12 protein-coding genes, 1 rRNA gene and 1 pseudogene are annotated in these 18,141 nt (G+C 47.5%); 4 read left to right on the top strand and 10 right to left on the bottom strand.

What is annotated here, in order from left to right; genetic code table 11:
- Positions 1 to 37: 37 nt before the first annotated feature.
- The 4 genes and pseudogenes from rrf to CA264_RS06695 form a co-directional block, all read left to right on the top strand.
- Positions 38 to 149 (top strand): 5S ribosomal RNA (gene rrf, locus CA264_RS06710).
- Between the two features lie 586 nt (positions 150 to 735).
- On the top strand, positions 736 to 1,665 hold the full coding sequence (locus CA264_RS06705) for a GlxA family transcriptional regulator (protein WP_025603963.1): 930 nt from the start codon (positions 736 to 738) through the stop codon (positions 1,663 to 1,665).
- Positions 1,666 to 1,765: 100 nt separating this feature from the next.
- The gene (locus tag CA264_RS06700; RefSeq protein ID WP_025603962.1) at positions 1,766 to 3,280 is read left to right on the top strand and encodes a serine hydrolase; all 1,515 of its coding nucleotides are present in this window, start codon (positions 1,766 to 1,768) and stop codon (positions 3,278 to 3,280) included.
- Positions 3,281 to 3,438: 158 nt separating this feature from the next.
- Positions 3,439 to 4,464: pseudogene (locus CA264_RS06695) on the top strand (IS481 family transposase); the annotation flags it as partial.
- Positions 4,465 to 4,705: 241 nt separating this feature from the next.
- Here the strand turns inward: CA264_RS06695 and CA264_RS06690 are convergent.
- From CA264_RS06690 to CA264_RS06640, 10 genes are all read right to left on the bottom strand, one after another.
- Entirely contained in the window at positions 4,706 to 7,729 is a 3,024-nt protein-coding gene (locus CA264_RS06690; RefSeq protein ID WP_025605701.1) for a type I restriction endonuclease subunit R, read from the bottom strand.
- Complete coding sequence (locus tag CA264_RS06685; RefSeq protein WP_025605699.1) at positions 7,710 to 8,972, bottom strand: restriction endonuclease subunit S; 1,263 nt, start codon at positions 8,970 to 8,972, stop codon at positions 7,710 to 7,712. The genes CA264_RS06690 and CA264_RS06685 overlap by 20 nt, the downstream gene beginning before the upstream one ends.
- A gap of 6 nt (positions 8,973 to 8,978) precedes the next feature.
- Positions 8,979 to 9,620: a HEPN domain-containing protein gene (locus CA264_RS06680; RefSeq protein ID WP_025605698.1), complete on the bottom strand. Its 642-nt coding sequence runs from the start codon at positions 9,618 to 9,620 to the stop codon at positions 8,979 to 8,981.
- Entirely contained in the window at positions 9,617 to 10,822 is a 1,206-nt protein-coding gene (locus CA264_RS06675) for a DUF262 domain-containing protein (RefSeq protein WP_025605696.1), read from the bottom strand. Before CA264_RS06675 ends, CA264_RS06680 begins: the two co-directional genes overlap by 4 nt.
- A 37-nt stretch (positions 10,823 to 10,859) precedes the next feature.
- Positions 10,860 to 11,402 carry a hypothetical protein gene (locus CA264_RS06670; protein ID WP_025605694.1) on the bottom strand — a complete coding sequence of 181 codons (543 nt, stop codon included), beginning with the start codon at positions 11,400 to 11,402 and terminating at the stop codon, positions 10,860 to 10,862.
- Positions 11,403 to 11,415: 13 nt separating this feature from the next.
- On the bottom strand, positions 11,416 to 13,032 hold the full coding sequence (locus CA264_RS06665) for a type I restriction-modification system subunit M (RefSeq protein ID WP_025605692.1): 1,617 nt from the start codon (positions 13,030 to 13,032) through the stop codon (positions 11,416 to 11,418).
- A 262-nt stretch (positions 13,033 to 13,294) separates the two neighbouring features.
- Complete coding sequence (mnmE, locus tag CA264_RS06655; protein WP_025605689.1) at positions 13,295 to 14,674, bottom strand: tRNA uridine-5-carboxymethylaminomethyl(34) synthesis GTPase MnmE; 1,380 nt, start codon at positions 14,672 to 14,674, stop codon at positions 13,295 to 13,297.
- A gap of 156 nt (positions 14,675 to 14,830) precedes the next feature.
- Positions 14,831 to 15,445 carry a thioredoxin family protein gene (locus CA264_RS06650; protein ID WP_025605687.1) on the bottom strand — a complete coding sequence of 205 codons (615 nt, stop codon included), beginning with the start codon at positions 15,443 to 15,445 and terminating at the stop codon, positions 14,831 to 14,833.
- 61 nt (positions 15,446 to 15,506) lie between these two features.
- Positions 15,507 to 17,390 (bottom strand): Nramp family divalent metal transporter, encoded by a 1,884-nt coding sequence (locus tag CA264_RS06645; RefSeq protein WP_025605686.1) that lies wholly within the window; start codon positions 17,388 to 17,390, stop codon positions 15,507 to 15,509.
- A gap of 43 nt (positions 17,391 to 17,433) precedes the next feature.
- Entirely contained in the window at positions 17,434 to 18,093 is a 660-nt protein-coding gene (locus CA264_RS06640; RefSeq protein WP_025605684.1) for a metal-dependent transcriptional regulator, read from the bottom strand.
- Between the last annotated feature and the right edge of the window lie 48 nt (positions 18,094 to 18,141).

Raw genomic sequence — 18,141 nt, 5'->3', positions numbered from 1 at the left:
TAAAGCATCCGGCACGCATAACAGCCGTGCGCAAGATAATGGTGGCTATGGCCCCGGTGAGCACCTCTTCCCATCCCGAACAGAGAAGTTAAGCCCGGGCGCGCCGATGGTACTGGGGTCACACCCGGGAGAGTAGGTGGCCGCCAACCCCAACAAAGAGCGCCCCCTCCGCAGCCGCGGAGCGGGGCGCTCCCTTTTTACCCCCGTCCCGAAACCGCACCACCCGCACCAGGCAGGGCCTGAAGGAGGAGCGGTGGCTTGCGCCAGAGGAGCAGCACAGCAAGCAGCCGCCAGAGCAACAAGCCCGTGGCAGAGAGCAAACGGAAACAAACACAAAGGCCCCGGCGCGAAAGAGCGCCGGGGCCTTTGCCTTTTGACTCACAAAGTTTTTTATTGAACTACAGCAAATAGATAGCCATTCCTGTTTATCCTCTAACTCTGTTATACTATTTTCTTAGTTTCCAGTAGCTATAGAGAAATGCTAGAAGCTGTTGGGGGCTAGTTTAGGAAGTGTCGTGCATAGGCCGGCAAGTGCAGGGAAACCTACCTTGTTGCTGTCTCTATCACTACCAGCTACGTTTTTGACCCGAGCCTATACTGAATACAAGGCAGGCTTTGGTTAGCTCCTAGCTTTATGTGTTAGGTATTAGGTGGTAGCCTTGACTTCATCGTACCTTTGCCCCATCAAATTGCAAACAGTTTTCTATAGATAGTGCAGAGAGTTTCGAATAGCGCATGAAGGTTATCTTTGTAGTGCCCCCACAAGTTCAATTACTTGACATAACTGGTCCTGCTCATATTTTCTACGAAGCCAAAGTGCTACGTCCTGAAATCGACCTATGCTTTGCCTCGATTGATGACACCGCTGAGATAGAAAGTGCGGCGGGCTTATTCTTGTCTAAATTGACGCCGTTCAAATCAATTTCTTTGAGCAAAGAAGATTATATCTTCATCCCAGGCATAGATTCTTTCTTATTTTCAGACGCTGCTTTCCTGGAGTCAAGCCAGGAGTTCTTTCAATGGTTAAGGGTACAGTTTGCGGCAGGAGCAAACATATGTTCTGTTTGTACAGGTGCTTTCCTGTTGGCAGAGGCTGGTCTGCTAAACAATAAGTCCTGTACGACGCATTGGAATTATTTCTCCCGGTTTGCCACTAAATTCCCCGAGGCAGAGCTGAAACGGAACCGCCTATTTGTAGAGGACAGTGGTATCTTCACCAGTGCTGGGGTAAGCTCTGGAATCGACCTTTCCCTGTTTATACTGGAAAGGTTGTATGGCGAGCGATTCGCCTTTGAATTAGCAAGAATAACGGTGGTTTACCTTAGGAGGGGCAGTGATGATCCCCAGTTAAGCGTATTCTTGCAGTATAGAAACCACCTGGAGGATAGAATCTATACAGCCCAGCAATACATCTTTGAGCATGCTTCCCAAAAGCTGCCAGTCGAAACCGTTGCGGCCCATGTCCACATGAGCCCCCGAAACCTGACCCGCCTTTTCAAAAAAACAACCGGCGTAACGATCGGTGCCTATCTGAACAAGATACGGATTGAAAAGGCGGAACATTTGCTAAGTGCTGGCCATAAACTAGACTATGTGGCAGCACAGTGCGGTTTCAGCAGTGAGAGTCAATTACGAAAGTCTTTGCAGGGTCCTCGGCAAATCTAATCCTTTCTTCCCCTGGATGCTTTTTGTCCGTATTCAGGTCCTTCTTGTCCTTCCATGGTTTTTCCTTAGGCGGTAGCTTTGCCAATAAAAAAGCGTTTATATGAAAAAGACAGCCCTTCTATTCTTATTGTTGTTTACTCGTATACCCCTTCATGCTCAAAATGACCAGCGCCTTCGGGGTTTGGAAAGGCAAATAAGCAGAATTCTGGAAGCCACCAATACCCCAGGCTGTGCGATTGCCATAGTGGAGGGTGAGAAAGTGCTTTATACCCAAGGCTTTGGCTACAGAGATTATGAAAATAAAGTCAAGGCAGACGCCAACACCTTGTTTTCTGTTGGTTCCACCACCAAGGCATTCACCGCTGCGTTGGTGGGCCAACTTCGGGAAAAAGGGCTGCTCAATTTCGAGGAAAGTCCTTCAAAATACGTACCGGCGTTAAAGTTCTATAATGAGCAATTGAACAGCGGCGTCCTTATTCACGACTTGCTGAGTATGCGGACCGGGCTGGCTCTCCATGACAAGGCTTGGTCAGGCGACCCGGTGAGCGACAGAGACAGTTTGCTGAGAAGGATTGAGTATCTCGAACCAGCCGCTCCGTTGAGGACAAAGTGGAATTACAGCAACTTTTCCTATTTTATCCTGGGGACAATAACTGAAAAAATTACCGGCAAATCCTGGGAGGAGAACGTAGCAAACGCACTGTTTAAACCACTGGAAATGCACAACTCCACCTTTGGGGTAGAAGGTTTGCAGGGAAAAACAAATGTGTCTTTGGGTTATGTTTCTAGCAGTAACAAGGTAGAAAAAGTAGCCTACTATGACCTTGCGGCCATGAGTCCGGCGGGAGGTATCAACAGCAATGCCCATGACATGGGTAACTGGTTGCTGACCTGGCTTAACATGGGAAAGTATAAAGGACGACAAATTCTGCCGGAGCAATATGTCAAGGAGGCCATAAGCCCTCAGGCAGTGATGCCAAGAGGGTATTTGCCTGATGAAGAGTTTCCGGGTATGTACTCAGCAAACTATGGCTACGGCTGGATTATTTCAGACTACAAAGGGCATTACCGGGTAGAGCATGGCGGTAGTGTAGATGGCTTCAGGACAAGTGTCACATTCTTCCCTAATGAGAAAATAGGGATCGTGGTTCTTACAAACCAAACCGACTACGAACCAGCTTTATTGATTAGAAATACCCTAGTGGATAAGCTGCTGGAAGTAAAAAAGACAGATTGGGTTGATCTTTATTTAAAAAGTCAGGAACCTAGTCAAACCCAGACAAAAACACTTGAGACTCGCACAGAAGTTAAATCAGAAGCAACAATCTCCTCGCAACAACTTAAAGAGTTTGTTGGCAGTTACATAAATCCTGGATACGGAAAAATTAGAATATTTTGCGAAGAAGACTCTCTGTATACCTACTTTAGGAGGAAAAAATTAAAAGTCGCACCTGCATCTACTAATCAGGATATTTTTCATGCCACGACTACAGTTCATCCTTACAGGATGGCAATGCCACCACTGCAGTTTAAGAAAGACAAAGAAGGCAGAATCACCTCCTTATCTATCCAATTTGAATCTGAATTAGCAGCTATAGAGTTTATTAAAGAGTAATTCCTGGTAGCGGTTAGTAACCGCTACCAGGGACTTTGTACAAGCCAGGACAGGAATGTCATAATTTCTGGAGATGTATACTGAGATAGTCAAGATATAATCTGACAGTTTAAGTAAATTGAATGTGACGCATTTAATTATTTAAACCCGCTTATATCATGACCACTCAAGACAAAATTATCAAAAACAAGTTAGGATTGCTAAGCTTGGCCGAGATGCTTGGCAACGTATCCCAGGCCTGCAAGGTGATGGGCTACAGCAGGGATTCCTTCTACCGCTTCCAACAGCTCTATGAACAGGGCGGCACATCCGCTCTGCAGGAGATAAGCCGCGCAAGGCCCAACATCAAGAACAGGGTAGAGCAAGCCGTGGAAGAAGCGGTAGTAGCACTGGCCACTGAGCAACCAGCCTTTGGGCAACTCAGAGCTTCCAACGAACTCAAAAAGCAAGGCCTCTTCATTTCACCTGGCGGGGTACGTTCTATTTGGCTGCGCCACGCCCTGGAGACCTTTCCCAAACGTTTAAAAGCATTAGAAGCGAAGGTAGCTCAGGAAGGTTTGATCCTGACCGAGGCGCAGATCGTAGCCCTGGAAAAAGCCAAAGAAGAGAAGACGGCGCACGGAGAGATCGAGACACACCATCCTGGCTATTTAGGTGCGCAAGACACTTATTACGTGGGCTACATCAAAGGCGTAGGCAAGATCTACCAGCAGACCTTTATTGATACCTACACCAAGGTGGCACATGCTAAAGTGTATGATAGAAAGAATGCATTGGTGGCAGCCGACATGCTCAACGACAGAGTATTGCCATTCTATGAGCAGCATGATCTGAAGCTACTGCGCATCCTGACCGATCGCGGCACCGAGTACTGCGGCGCCAGAGAGCACCACGAGTACCAGCTCTACCTGGCTATTGAAGACATTGACCATTCTAAAACCAAAGCCAGGAGCCCGCAGACCAATGGCATCTGCGAGCGTTTCCACCGCACCATGCAGGACGAGTTTTACGCGATCGCTTTCCGTAAAAAGGTGTATACAACTCTAGAGGAGCTGCAGGAAGGCCTGGACCTGTGGCTGGAGCATTACAACAAAGAGCGTACCCACACAGGCAAGTACTGCTTTGGCAGAACACCTTACCAGACCCTGCTGGAAACGAAACCACTGGCACAGGAGAAAATGCTCGACACTCTTCGGCAAGATCCTGTCAAACATTTTTTTTCGGAACCAGTCCTTACACCTGCAGACGAAGGGGTGGTGCAGAAAAAAAATGAGCCCCACGACGCGGGCTCATGGAACAATACGTTAAGGCAGACCACTGTCAGCTAAACCACAGCTGTCAGACTATATCTTGACTATTACATGTATACCGATTCGCATGTAACCCCATAAGGAGAACCCTTGATAGTGATTCGTTTTCTGTGTTCTAAGCTACATGCATGTCATACTCCTTATACCTGGCCTCGGCCTGCTCCATCACTTCATCCAGTATCTCCTGCAGCTCGGCTTTCACTTTAAAGCGCAGCACCTTTTTTACGGCCAGCATCAGTTGTGCTTTGGTATCGTCTTTCTTATACCAGTCGGGTTGGGAGGCGCTTTTCTTTACCTCTGCCAGTATTTTATGCACGAGCACCTTTATCAGGTCGTAGTCCTGAATGGCGTTGGGGTGATTGGCTAATATCTCATAAAAGGCCTCTTCTTCTTCCGTTATGCCTAACTGATTGAGCCGCTGATCTTCTTCCTGTATGGGCTTGGCTACCTTGTTGATCAACTCCTGTAAAGCCATCAGGTTATCGAAGAAATTGTTGTGATACTGTGAAATAATGCGCTCAACCTCTTCTTTGAACTTGCGGTATTTTACCAGATTTTTACTGGAGCGTACTTTTATTTCATCATTCAGAATCTGCCGGATAAGCTCCAGTTTCAGTTCGTTGCCAGTCTTCTGTTCTTTGGCTGTGGCCAGAAAGGCATCGTTGATGATGGATATATCCAGACGCTCAATACCAGCCATCTGGAAAACGTCGATCACTTCATCGCTTTCTATGCTGCGATGGATCAGCTCCTTTATTTGACCTTCTTTCTTTTTTATGTTTGTGGCAGGATATTTTACTTTTCGTACGGCTGCGCCAACATGTTGGAAGAAGAGTATGTCTATGGCGATATCGTTAATGGAATGGTGGTTTTTAACGATAGGAGCGAGGCTGGTTAGCTTCTTCTCGTTCAGCATGAAAGCCTTGCACTCCTCATCGTCTGACACGATATGATTTGTCGCACGGCTTACCAGTTTTATTTTATCTGCGGAAGTTAGTGCAGGCCAGGTGCTATAGGAGAAATCAGTTGGCAACTGCTCCCGCAGCAACTGTATCATTTCCTGAGCCAGCGAAAAAGCCTCTTCTATATTCACGGTTACTTTGCCCTTACCGCCTGCGGTAGTATACTTCTTCGTGGCATCGCGTAGTTTGTCGCCGATGCCGATGTAGTCTACGATCAGGCCGCTGGGCTTGTCGCGGAACACGGTAGCCACGCGGTTTACTGCCTGTATCAAATTGTGACCGCTCATCACTTTGTCGACATACAAGGTATGCATGGCCGGGTTGTCGAAGCCGGTGAGCCACATGTCGCGCACGATCACAAGTTTCAAAGGATCATCCGGGTCTTTGAAGCGGGCTTTCACAGCTTCCATCTGCTCTTTACCCCGCACATGCGGATGCCATGTATCAGGGTCTTTGGCGATGTTGGTGGTCATGATCACCGCTACTTCGGGGCAACCTTCCAGCGCGGTGAGTGCATCATAGAGCTTCACGCAATTGCGGCGGCTCATGCACACGATCATGGCTTTGCCGCTCAGACTTTTCTCTCTTGAGGTATAGTGCTGCAGAATATCTTTGGCGATGGCTTCTACGCGCTCTTTTGCCCCGGCGGCGTCTTCCATGGCGGCCCACAAAATGCGGTTCTTCTCGTTCTCTTCCAGACCGCCGGTTATCTCTTCGGCTTCTTCTTCGAGCTGCTCGTTGCCCAGGTGCAGCTTGGCCAGGCGCGGCTCATAGTAGATCGGCACTACGGCTTTGTCTTCGGTGGCCTGGCGGATGTCGTAGGTATGGATGATGTCGCCGAACACGGCTACGGTGTCGGCGTCTTTGCTGTCGACGGGCGTGCCGGTGAAGCCAATGAAGGAGGCCTGCGGCAGGGCGCGGCGCAGGTTGTTGGCAAAGCCCTGCACCAGGCCGTACTGCGTGCGGTGGCACTCGTCGGCAATCACGATGATGTTGTCGCGGGTGCTCAGGACGGGGTGCTCCAGCTCGCGGCCAGTTGCTGTGTCTTTGAGGTTAAACTTCTGCACGGTACTGAACACCACTCCGCCGCCATCGCCGCTCAAGAGGCTGCGCAGTTCGTCGGTAGTATTAGCAATCTGCACGTCGCCTACCAGGTCTTTGGCGGCCACAAAATCGTCGAAGAGCTGGCGGTTGAGGTCGAAGCGGTCTACCTGCACCACAATGGTCGGGTTCTTGAGCTCGGGCAACTGCCGCAGGATGCCGGTGTAAATGGCCATGGTAATGCTTTTGCCCGATCGGGTGGTGTGCCAGACCACGCCAATGCGGCCATCGCCATAGGGCTTTACCGACTTCAGCGTTTCCTGCAGAGCGTACTGTATGCCGAAGAACTGGTGGTACTTGGCGCCTTTCTTGATCAGTTGGCCCTTGTCGGGCTCGTGGAAGATGTAGTGGCGCACGTATTGCAAGAGGCGCTCGGGCACGAGCAAACCTTTGATAAGCGTTTCCAGCGCGAAGCCGTTGCCGGTTACCTCGCGGCCGTCTATGCTTTTCCAGGCGGCGAACCACTCCAGGCCGCTGCTGTACATGCCGTGCAGTGTGGTCTGGCCGTCGCTGACTACCGTGAGGGCGTTGTATTCGAAGAGCTGCGGAATCTGGTAGGTATAGTGCTGCACCTGGTTGTAGGCGGCTTCTACGGTGGCGTCCTGGTTGAACAGGTTTTTGAATTCGAAGAGCACCAGCGGCAGGCCGTTCACGAAAATAATCAGGTCGGGAATGCGCTTGCTTTTGCCGATGATGGTGAACTGGTTGACCACCTGGAAGTCGTTCTGCGAAATAGCATCGTAGGCGATGGGGTAGAAGTGGCCGAAGTGCTGTTTGCCGGTATCGTCTTTCCAGGTTTTGCTGATGCCTTTGCTGAGCTTGAGGTGGAAGGCGTGGTTGCGCTGGTGCAGATCTGCGCCCGAGTTGTAAAGGAACTCCTGCTTTAGTTCGGCCAGTACCTTTGGCGGCACCTGCGGGTAGCGGCGCTGCAGAAATTGTTCAAACACATCTTCGAGCACGGCTTTGCTCAGGTCGCGCTTTATATCGGAGCCGTGCTGGTAGGTATAGGGCTCCAGTTCGCGCAGCCAAGCAATGGCCGCCTGCTCAATGGCTTCTTCAGCTAAGTACTGGCTCATGCAGTTCGTCCAATTTGGTTTGCATTACATCAATTTCTCCCGACATGAGTTTGGGTAGGAGGGTGTCGCGGAGTTGTGATAATTTTCTGCTTTGTTCAATATTGCTTTCTAATTTATCACCTATTGTTATAAAAGTATTCTGATATAACTGAAGTCTTTCCTTGGTTGGCATTTTAAATTCATAGTTTTCTATAGAGTCTTTAGTTATCATTCTGACTGTTGAACCTTTTGAATTTGACAAAATATGATTCTTATAATTATCAGATTTAAGTAACTGGAATAGTAAATTATTATTGAGATCAGATTTATTAAAGACCTTATATAAATTGGTACCTACAATTACTTTTTTATGCTTGAATGAAATCGGTACTATAGCAGGAAATCCAAGAATTGGTAGATTATCAGATTGCTGTCGCGTTGCTATGATAATGTCCCCGGGCTTAACTAAATAAGCGTCTTTACAATCACCTGAATAAGGCCGGGCCCCAGAAAATATAAAACGGTCTTTAAATGAAACACATCCCATACCGAGAAGATAAGCATCTCCACTTCCAATAAATTTCCCCTCATATGAGTAACCTCCTTTGATATCAATCAAATCACCTAAACGTACAATATCCCAGCTATCGCATTCTTCAGAATTAAACAGCTTTTGAAAAAGAGTCTGTGCCATGAATTCCAGCGTTTGGTTCATGCGGCGGTTCAACTCTATTTTGTCATCTAGCGCAAATAAGATCTCGGCTATGCGGCGTTGGGCTTCTATACTTGGTACCTCAATTTCTAAATCCTTGATGTGCTGTGGAGAAATGTTTGCCTGATTAGCACTTCCACCTGCATTGGTAGCTAATTCAAACTGCACTTCAGGTCTTGAAATATAATAGTATAAGAAGTCGTCATTCAGCTTCTCAGTATCTTTAGAGTATAACTTTCCGACACGTTGGTTTAGTAATGCAGGCTTATCAAACCCATACCTTCCAACTTTACCAACAGCAGAAGAAATCTGGCTGATATGCGAGCCAGTCATCGAGATAAGTATATCCTTCTTCTTGACTATAAATTGGTTCAGCTTTGCCGTTAACTCATGAGGAAAACAATCAGCTTCGTCTAATGAAATGTTAGGCGGCTGAATATTTTTGATTTTAATAACAGGTATACCACTTTCTTTCAAATCACCTGACTTGAAGGCATAGCCGTTCTGCACGTTTATCAGTTCTCCTAGTTTATATGTATACCAGTTGTTCATTTAAGCTTATCTCTCTGCTATACGTCTAGCCAATTGGTTAATTTCTTCAGCCAATTCTAAGCAATCATTAATTATAGAGTTGGCTTGTGAAGGTGAATAAGGCCTACGAATTGTTCCATCTTGTTTATTCCCATGTGCAAATACCCCCCTTTCGCTTACTAACTTATTTAAAGAATCCATATAAATTGGGTGAGAAGGTACATCAACGCCAACAGGGATAAGGATATTTTTCAGATACTTTAAAGAAGCACCATGATTTCCTTTTAAAGATTTATTCAGCTTTACTTTAGATAAATTCAAGTCTTGTATTACATAATCATCTATATTTACAAGTGACGTATCTCCATCTTTATAAGGAAATTTAGAAGTAGATATCAAGTGCATCAACATCAATGTACCGATACTTACTTTCTTATAATGTTTGTAAGCATCAACAATTGACTCACAAACATTAAGAGAGATTTCTTCAAAATACTGTTCAAAATATGCATGTGACAAAACACAAAATGCATTAATGTCTAATCTATATTCATTGTCTGTGACTAAAGGATCTGCTAAATGCCTATTGAGAAACTGATTCTGAATTTGTGAAATATTTGCTTTAAGATCTACGAGACTTTGATAAATTAATCCTCTATAGTTCATCATCTAACAAATGGATTAATATTTAACTTTAAATCAAATACAGAATTTATTAATGTTTCAAAATTGCTAAATCTTGTAAAGTAGCTATCTTTTGTTTTCGTTGTTGCTTCTATTGAACTTCTAAACTCGGCAGCATTACACATTAACTGGAAGTCATGAGTGAACTTAGCAATACTCTGTTCAGTAAGTAACTCCTCCGGTACAGACCTAAAATAAAATACCTGAACTTCAAACAAAACTCTATTGAATCTGGGCTCTAATTTATTTTCTGTATATTTTCTGCCAATTCTGTTAAATCTTCCAAAGACATTTTCAAGCTTAAATAAAGAATTATTTAAATTCTGATATTCACCTTCAACTGTCTCATTAAATTCATTCCATTTTAAATTGAAAGCTTTCATTGAGTCATCTAAAAATTTCTTCAGATTTCCAGCATAAGAGTTTCCAAAAAAACATATAGCAAGATATCTAAGTATTATTTCTACATCTCTCAATCTATGATCTGGACCCTTCAATCCAAGTACACTATGAATAGGTTGAAGATCATTAGTGATAGCAATTAAATAATTAGAGAATGGGCCTCTAAAAAGGACTTGTCTAAGCTCTTGAGTAGCTAGTGGAACTGAACCAGTATTTAACCTGTGAAATATATTATATAAAACATCATTAGATCTATAACTAGAAATTACTGTACAGCGTAAGTCAGCATTTTTTAATGATCTAACTACATCAGTATAAGCAGGATTAGAAATTAAGTCTTGATATGCTAATCCATTCAAATCTTTGCGGACTTTTAGACCAGTCAAAATCGGCTTATTCCAATAAGGAATTTGTGGATTAATAAATCCTGCAATCGTTAATAATCTTTGCTTACCATCAATTACAAGGAAAGACCTACGCTTCTCTAAATCTTCAGCTAATACAACCTCAGGCACAGGATATCCCACAATTAGAGATTCTATAAGTCTACTTCTACGAGCGTCGTCCCATGCGTTTCTTCTTTGGAAATCGGGATTTAAATCAATATTCTGCTGATCTATTTGGTCATAAATTGTACCTATAGTCCAATCTCTAGAATATACTTTGGTATCTTCTAAATTAGCTAATTCTAAATCGTCAGCTATTTCTTCATTATCATTCAAAATACCTTGAAGATCCATATAAGACAATTCTTCTTCTTCTTCTATATTTGGGTTATCTCTCATTTTCAAAAATTATAATAATTAAAAAAAATTATATTAATTAAAAACCTAGTGAATCTTCGTACCCTCTTCTGAATGCACGATAGACTTGAGCTTCTCTATCTCCAAGGTCTGTTACTCTTATGTTTTGAACTTTTTCGTGCTCTGCCAAAAAACTAAGGTGGTCCTTTAAAGGTCTAAGTTTAGTATCAAGTTTAGCTAGTTTTATAGAAATAAAATCTGCGTGTTGTTCTATAAGAGTTAAATATTCTGTAAGAAACTCATCAACATTTTCTTTAGATTTCAGGTTTTGCATATCACAATAAGTCAATTCATGATCTATCTGAATTAAGTACTCTTTTATGATAGAATTAGCTTCATCAATTTGGCCAGAGAGGGAAAGTAATTTTATTTTTTCTATCTCCTTTTTCTCGGCTTCAAAAGCTTTTAATAGTATTTGGCACCTTTGAATAAAGAAATTAATATCTTTTAACCCTGATCTCAACTCATTTATATGATCTAAATTGAATGTATTTGTTAAGCCAAGTAATGAGTTAGCATAATCGTAGTTGGTAGTGAAATCTTCAAATGTTAGATTATTCATATCCTAATTAAATTTAGAAACCAAACCCAATCCCCTCCAGATTCTCCCGAATCCGTTTCTCCAGTAGGGCGCTTTCTTCGAACTGAGCGGCCAGTTCGGTAGTCAGCAGCTTCATCTTCTCTTCAAACGGAACGCCGTCGTCTTCCTCGGCTTCGGAGCCCACGTAGCGGCCCGGCGAGAGCACGTAGTTGTTGGCGGCCACTTCGGCTAAGGTAGCGGCCTTGCAGAAGCCTTCGGTGTCTGAGTAATTGCCTCCCAGGTTGCGCCAGGTATGGTAGGTGTCGGCAATGCGGGCCACGTCGGCATCTTCGAACACACGCAGGCGGCGGCTGGCCATGGTGCCCAGTTTGCGGGCATCAATGAAGAGAATCTCATTTTTGCGCTCGCGGTGTTCACCGTCGCGGCCGTCGCGGTTCTTGCTCAGTATAAATATACAGGCCGGTATGCCGGTGGTCAGGAACAGCTTGTCGGGCATCTGCACAATGCAGTCTACCATGCCTTGCTGTATCATGTGCTCGCGCACGTTCTTTTCGCCGGCGCTTCCGGTGGTCATGGCGCCGTTAGCCATCACTACGCCTGCCGTGCCACGCTCCGAGAGGTGGTGCCAAAGCGTCTGGAACCACATGTAGTTGGCGTTGCCGGGAGTGGTAAAAGTATCTTTGGCCCCGAAAAGGCGCGGGTCGTTGTCGGGCAGCAGTTCGGGATGCCAGTTACTGATGTTGAACGGCGGGTTCATGAGGGCATAGTCAGCCTTCAGGTCAGGGAAACGGTCCTGCAGCAGCGAGTCGCCCAGCTTCACGTCGAAGGAGAGGTTGCGCAGCAGCAGGTTCATTTTGCAGAGGCGCAGCGTGCCTTCGTAGCGCTCCTGCCCATAAATGGAGATGTCGTTTTTGTCGCCTCCGTGCGCCTGCAGAAACTTAAGGCTCTGCACAAACATACCACCCGAGCCGCAGGCCAGGTCCATGATGCGGCCCTTGAGCGGCTCCAGCATTTCCACGAGCAAACGCACTACCGAGCCCGGTGTAAAGAACTGCCCCGCACCGGAGCCTTCAGCCATCGCAAACTTACCGATGTAGTACTCATACACGCGGCCGTAGATGTCGGATTCGGGGTTGTTGACCTCGGAGAACTTCTCTTTAGAGAACAGGTTGATGAGCCCGGCCACCTGCGTAGGGGAGAGCTGACTTTTCACGAAGATCGGCTCCAGCACGCCTTTGTAGTCGGGGTTGCGCTTGCTCAGGAGCTCGTCGATCAGCACAAAGGCCTGGTCCACCTTCACCTTGATGTCGTCCTGCTCAGCGTTCTCGCGCAGGTAGGTCCAGGTAGCTTCTTTCGGCAGGCGGTATACGTTCTTTACCTGGTACTCCAGCTCGTCTTCCAGCACCTCGCTCTGCTCGTGTGCTTCTATGTTATAGTAGTCGCTTTTCTCATCCAGAAAGGAAAGCTGCAGCTCCTGTTTGCGTACTTCGTAGCGCTCGGAGAGGTGCTTCAGGAACAGCAGCGACAGCACGTAGTCTTTGTACTGGTTCTCAGCTACTGCGCCGCGCAGCTCGTTGGCGGCATTCCAGAGTTCGTTTTCAAAATCTATATCCGCCTTGGGGGTGGAGGTAGGGGTATTCTTCTTGGCCATGTAAGCTTGTAATCCATTTTAAAACAGAAGTACAAGGTACAGAAAATTGGATAATGGGAAGTATAAAATATAGATTGAAACAAATATTTCTTTCGCAGGGACAGGTCGCGACCTGCCTACATCGTGCAGGCGGGATTATTTGTCTGAATCAGGATTTTCAGGATGAACGGATGTACGGGATGATGCTTGCTCTGAGGTCTTCCTTTATACTTCGAAGCCAACACCATCCTGTATATCTTCTTTAATTCTATAAATCCTGATTCTACTTACCAATACAGAACTTCGTGAAGATATTGTCCAACAGGTCATCCGTGGTGATTTCACCAGTTATTTCACCTAAGCTGTAGAGCGCGCGGCGGATATCGGCTGCAACCAAATCACCGCTCATGCCCAGACCAAGGCCGTTAAGCACATCGTCAAGGGCGGCGTAGGTTTTGTTCAGGCTGTCGACGTGGCGCAGGTTGGTGACGATGGTCTGGCTTTGCGTGTTGAGCTTGCCCAGGTTTACTTTTTCTACCAATGCCTGCTTTAGCTCGTCCAGGTTGGCACCTTCGGCGGCAGAGATGGTCACAAGGCCTTCTATACTTTCGAAAGCAGCAACTTTATCGGCTGGGGCACGGTCTATCTTATTGGCCACTGCTACTAAAGGAAGTTTCTTTGGATTCAGTCTGTCCAGTTCGGCCTGTACCTGGGCAGCGGTTACTTCGGTAATATCGAAAAGATAAATGATCAGCGACGACTGGCTCAGCTTCTGCATGGTACGTTCTACACCAATCGCTTCTACTTTGTCTGTTGTCTCTCTTAAACCGGCTGTATCGATAAAGCGGAAGGTGATGCCTTCGATGTTGATCTCGTCTTCGATGAAGTCGCGGGTAGTACCGGGAACGTCTGATACAATAGCTTTTTCCTCGTTCAGTAGCTTGTTGAGCAGGGTTGATTTACCGGCATTCGGATTGCCCACAATCACCGTCGGCACGCCGTTTTTGATCACGTTACCCAGCTCAAAAGACTTCAGCAGCTCCCGAATGATGCGTTGAATGTTGCTGATAAGGGTCCGCAGTTGCTCACGGTCAGCAAACTCTACGTCTTCCTCGCCAAAATCCAGCTCGAGCTCAATCATAGAGGCAAAGTGTACGAGCTCGGCACGCAGACGCTTGATCTCCTGCGAAAAGCCGCCACGCATCTGTTTCATGGCCACCTCATGGGAGAGGGCGGAGTCGGAAGAAATCAGATCGGCTACGGCTTCGGCCTGTGCCAGGTCGAACTGCCCGTTCAGGAAAGCACGTTTTGTAAACTCACCGGCATTGGCCAGGCGGGCGCCACGCTTTAGCAGCAGCTGTACAATTTGCTGCACAATATAATCAGAGCCGTGGCAGGATATTTCTACCACATTCTCTTTGGTATAGGAGTGAGGTGCTACAAACAGCGACACCAGCACTTCGTCCAGCACCTTTTCTTCCTCCCGGATGGTACCGAAGTGGATGGTGTGGCAGGCTTGCCTGGCTAAGTCTTTGCCTTTGAAAACGCTGTTGGTAATACTGATGGCTTCAGGGCCGGAAAGCCTGATGACCGCAATGGCTCCCACGCCGGGGGCTGTAGCTACGGCTACGATGGTATCGTTAGAAAAATCTGTATGGATCAAATCAAATTCAAATTATGCTTCGCGCAAATTTAAGGATTAATAACTAGAAAGAGCGCGCCACACATATTCCTGGTTTCAGGAAGCCGTACCAAAGGGGGCATTGTAGCGCAGAGAAGCACTATACCAAGAAATTACCACCTCGGTACAGCAGCCCTGTTACTTCGTGCTCTTTTCAAATTCCTGAAAATCCATTTCCTTATGATGGTTCTCCCCAAAGTAGCGCAGGATCTTTGAGAAGTTCTTGGCATCCAGGTAACCAGGTACCGGAGCCAGCATGTTCATGTTTTCGTCCAGGTACACGGTCGTCGGGAAACTCATCTGGCCGTTCAGCAGGGCTACTGCCAGCTCATGCGATTTGTACTCGGGCTTAAACTGGAACGTTTGCCCATTAAGGGTGATGGGTTCTTTACCTTCGGCATCCAGCTTTACAGCGTAGAAATGATCGTTTACCAGCTTTGCCACCTCTGGGTCGGTGAAGGTTTCCTTATCCATTTTCTTACACCAGCCGCACCAATCGGTATACACATCGATAACGACCTTGCGCGGCTCCTCTTTTATGCGGGCAGCAGCCTGCTCCATACTTAGCCACTCAATCTTTTCAGGCTTTTTATCCGCCTTGGCCTCCACGGCAGGAGTTGGAGCAACAGCTGCAGAAACCTCCTGCTGCTCAATGCGCTGGTCAGCTGAAGCACTGGGTGGGGTGGCTTTGTTGCAGGCAAGCCCCAGCAACGGTAGTGCCAGCAGGGCAATGTGCGTCTTTATCTTCTTCATTTTTGATCAGTTTGTAATGCTAAACAAGTAACGCAGCAGGCCTGGTTCACTACAGCCCGAGCTATATAATCAGCATTGGTACTTTAACGGCATGGCGAACAGCGTCGATGGTTGTTCCCAGAATCAGGTCCTTCACCATTTTATGGCCGTGCGACCCCATAACCAGCAGGTCCGCCTCAAAGTTATGCACTATTTTAGGGATACGCTGTTTCGGGTTGCCAAAGCCCAGCTGCACGCGCACATGGTACCCCCGGGCGCGCAAATCATCGGCGTAGCGCTGCAGGTTATCCCAGTCAGAGGAGGTCTCCATATCCTTTATATCCTGCCCCAGAACAAAGGCCCCTGCTGTTTCCACGATATGTATGAGCAGGTACTCTGCGGCAGGCGTGCCGATGGCCACTGCATTTGTCAGCACCGTGTTGTCTACGTCCGAAAAATCAAGTGTAACCGCAATGCGTTTGTAAGCGGGTTGTGCCTCCGGCTGATAACTTACCGGCTGCTGGTGCCTGGCCGGCCGGTGGTGTGCTGTAGCACCTGTTACAAAAGGCTGCAGCGTGATGTACAGTAGTAGCAGACAGCAGGCCACCGCTACTGGCACCACCAATACCCATATCAGAAGCGGGTTCTCTGCCTCATGCAGCCACTCCACAATCTGGTCCAGTACAAGCTTGGCGTTAAGTATAACAATAACACTGGCGATGAGCCAGGCACCGGTCTTCATCCAGGCACCGATGGCAAACTCACCCATTTTATCTTTGTTGCTGACAAAATGAATGAGAGGTATCACGGCAAAACCCAGCTGCAAACTCAGCACGACCTGGCTCAGCACCAGCAGCTCACCCGTCTGATCCTCCCCATAGTAAATGATGACGAAAAGGGCAGGCCCCACGGCCAGTAAGCGTGTGATCATGCGGCGCAGCCAGGGCTGTATGCGCAGGTTCAGGTAGCCCTCCATCACTATTTGCCCGGCCAGTGTGCCGGTAAGTGTGGAGCTTTGCCCCGCTGCAATCAAAGCCACGGCAAAAAGTATGGGTGCCCACTTGGTGCCCAGCAGCGGCGCCAGAAACTCATGCGCATCCTGTATCTCCGTTACGTGATGGATGCCATTGGTATAAAAGGCGGCTGCGGCAAGTATAAGTATGGCGGCGTTAACAAAGAGGGCCAAATTAAGCGCAACAGCCGAATCAATAAAGTTATACTTAATGGCCCGCCAGATACCCTGCGGGGAGCGGTCTATCTTGCGGGACTGCACCAGGGAAGAGTGCAGGTAAAGGTTATGGGGCATTACGGTAGCTCCAATAATACCGATTGCGATATACAGGGCATCGCTGCTGGGGATGGAGGGAATGAAGCCCGTTACCAGTTCGCTGACATCGGGTTTGGCGAAAAACATTTCCATGATAAACGCACCACCAATAATGGTGACAAGCGCTAACACGAAGGCCTCCATCTTGCGCATGCCCTTGTTTATCAGGAAGAGCAGTAAAAACGTGTCCAGCACCGTCAGGCTAACTCCCCATAGCAGCGGCATACCGAACAGCAACTGCAGTCCGATGGCCATACCCAGCACTTCGGCAAGGTCACAGGCGGCGATGGCGATCTCTGCCAGCACATACAGCGGAATGTTAATATACGGCGGATAGCTCTCGCGGGAGGCCTGTGCCAGGTCCTTGCCGCGCACCACGCCCAGGCGGGCACTCAGGCTCTGCAGCAGGATGGCCATGAGGTTCGACATCAGAAGCACCCACACCAGTTTGTAGCCAAACTGACTGCCCCCGGCTATGTCGGTTGCCCAGTTGCCGGGGTCCATGTAGCCCACGCTCACCAGGTAGGCGGGGCCCAAAAAAGCCAGCAGGCGCCTCCAGACACCGGTAGGCGTGGTGGTATCGATAGAGGAGTGGACCTCTTCCAGTGATTTGCCTGTATGAACTCCCGGTTCTAGCATTGTTTCGTGAATCTTTGAATGAGGACGTCCAACATGGCGTTGATCAGGCAGATAGGTAGATGTTTTTTGATACTTCGCAGGAAATCAGGAGCTGCTTTTGCCCGTCCAGCTCTATTTCCAGGGAGTTGTCGTAGAGTATCCTGTCGATGATTTTAATATGGGAGCCCAGGCCAATGCCGACCTTATCCAGGAACTGCAGAAAGAGTGGCTGCGAATCGCTTACCCCGACAACTTTGCCTTCGTTGCCCAAGGCCATATCACCGAGCAGCTGTTGCTTTTTCAGCTTCATTTCGCCGTTCTCTGTGGGAATTGGGTCGCCGTGGGGGTCAAACTTTGGATAGCCCAGGAATTCGTCCAGCCGTTTGGTGAGCAGGGTAGAGGAGATGTGCTCCAACTCTTCGGCCACCTCATGCACCTCATCCCAGTTAAACCTGAGCTTCTCCACCAGGAATGTTTCCCAGAGGCGGTGCTTGCGAATGATTTGCAGTGCCACACGCTCGCCAGCCTCCGTCAGCGACACCCCTTTATACTTTACATAATTGACGATACCCTTGCCGCTCAGCTTCCGGAGCATGTCTGTCACGGAGGCGGCTTTGGTGTCCAGCGCTTCTGCAATGGCGTTGGTGTTCACCTCCTGCAAGCCACTCGCTGAGAGCTTGTAAATTGCCTTTATGTAATTTTCTTCGGTGTAACTGTGGCTCATTTTATAGTTTAGAATGACTGAATAATTGAATAACTGAGTTGAGAAGGT

Origin of the sequence: Pontibacter actiniarum (assembly GCF_003585765.1) — a bacterium.
Classification (GTDB): Bacteria; Bacteroidota; Bacteroidia; order Cytophagales; family Hymenobacteraceae; genus Pontibacter; species Pontibacter actiniarum.
Note: the sequence above shows the minus strand (reverse complement) of the source record. Positions and strands in the feature narration are given on the sequence as shown.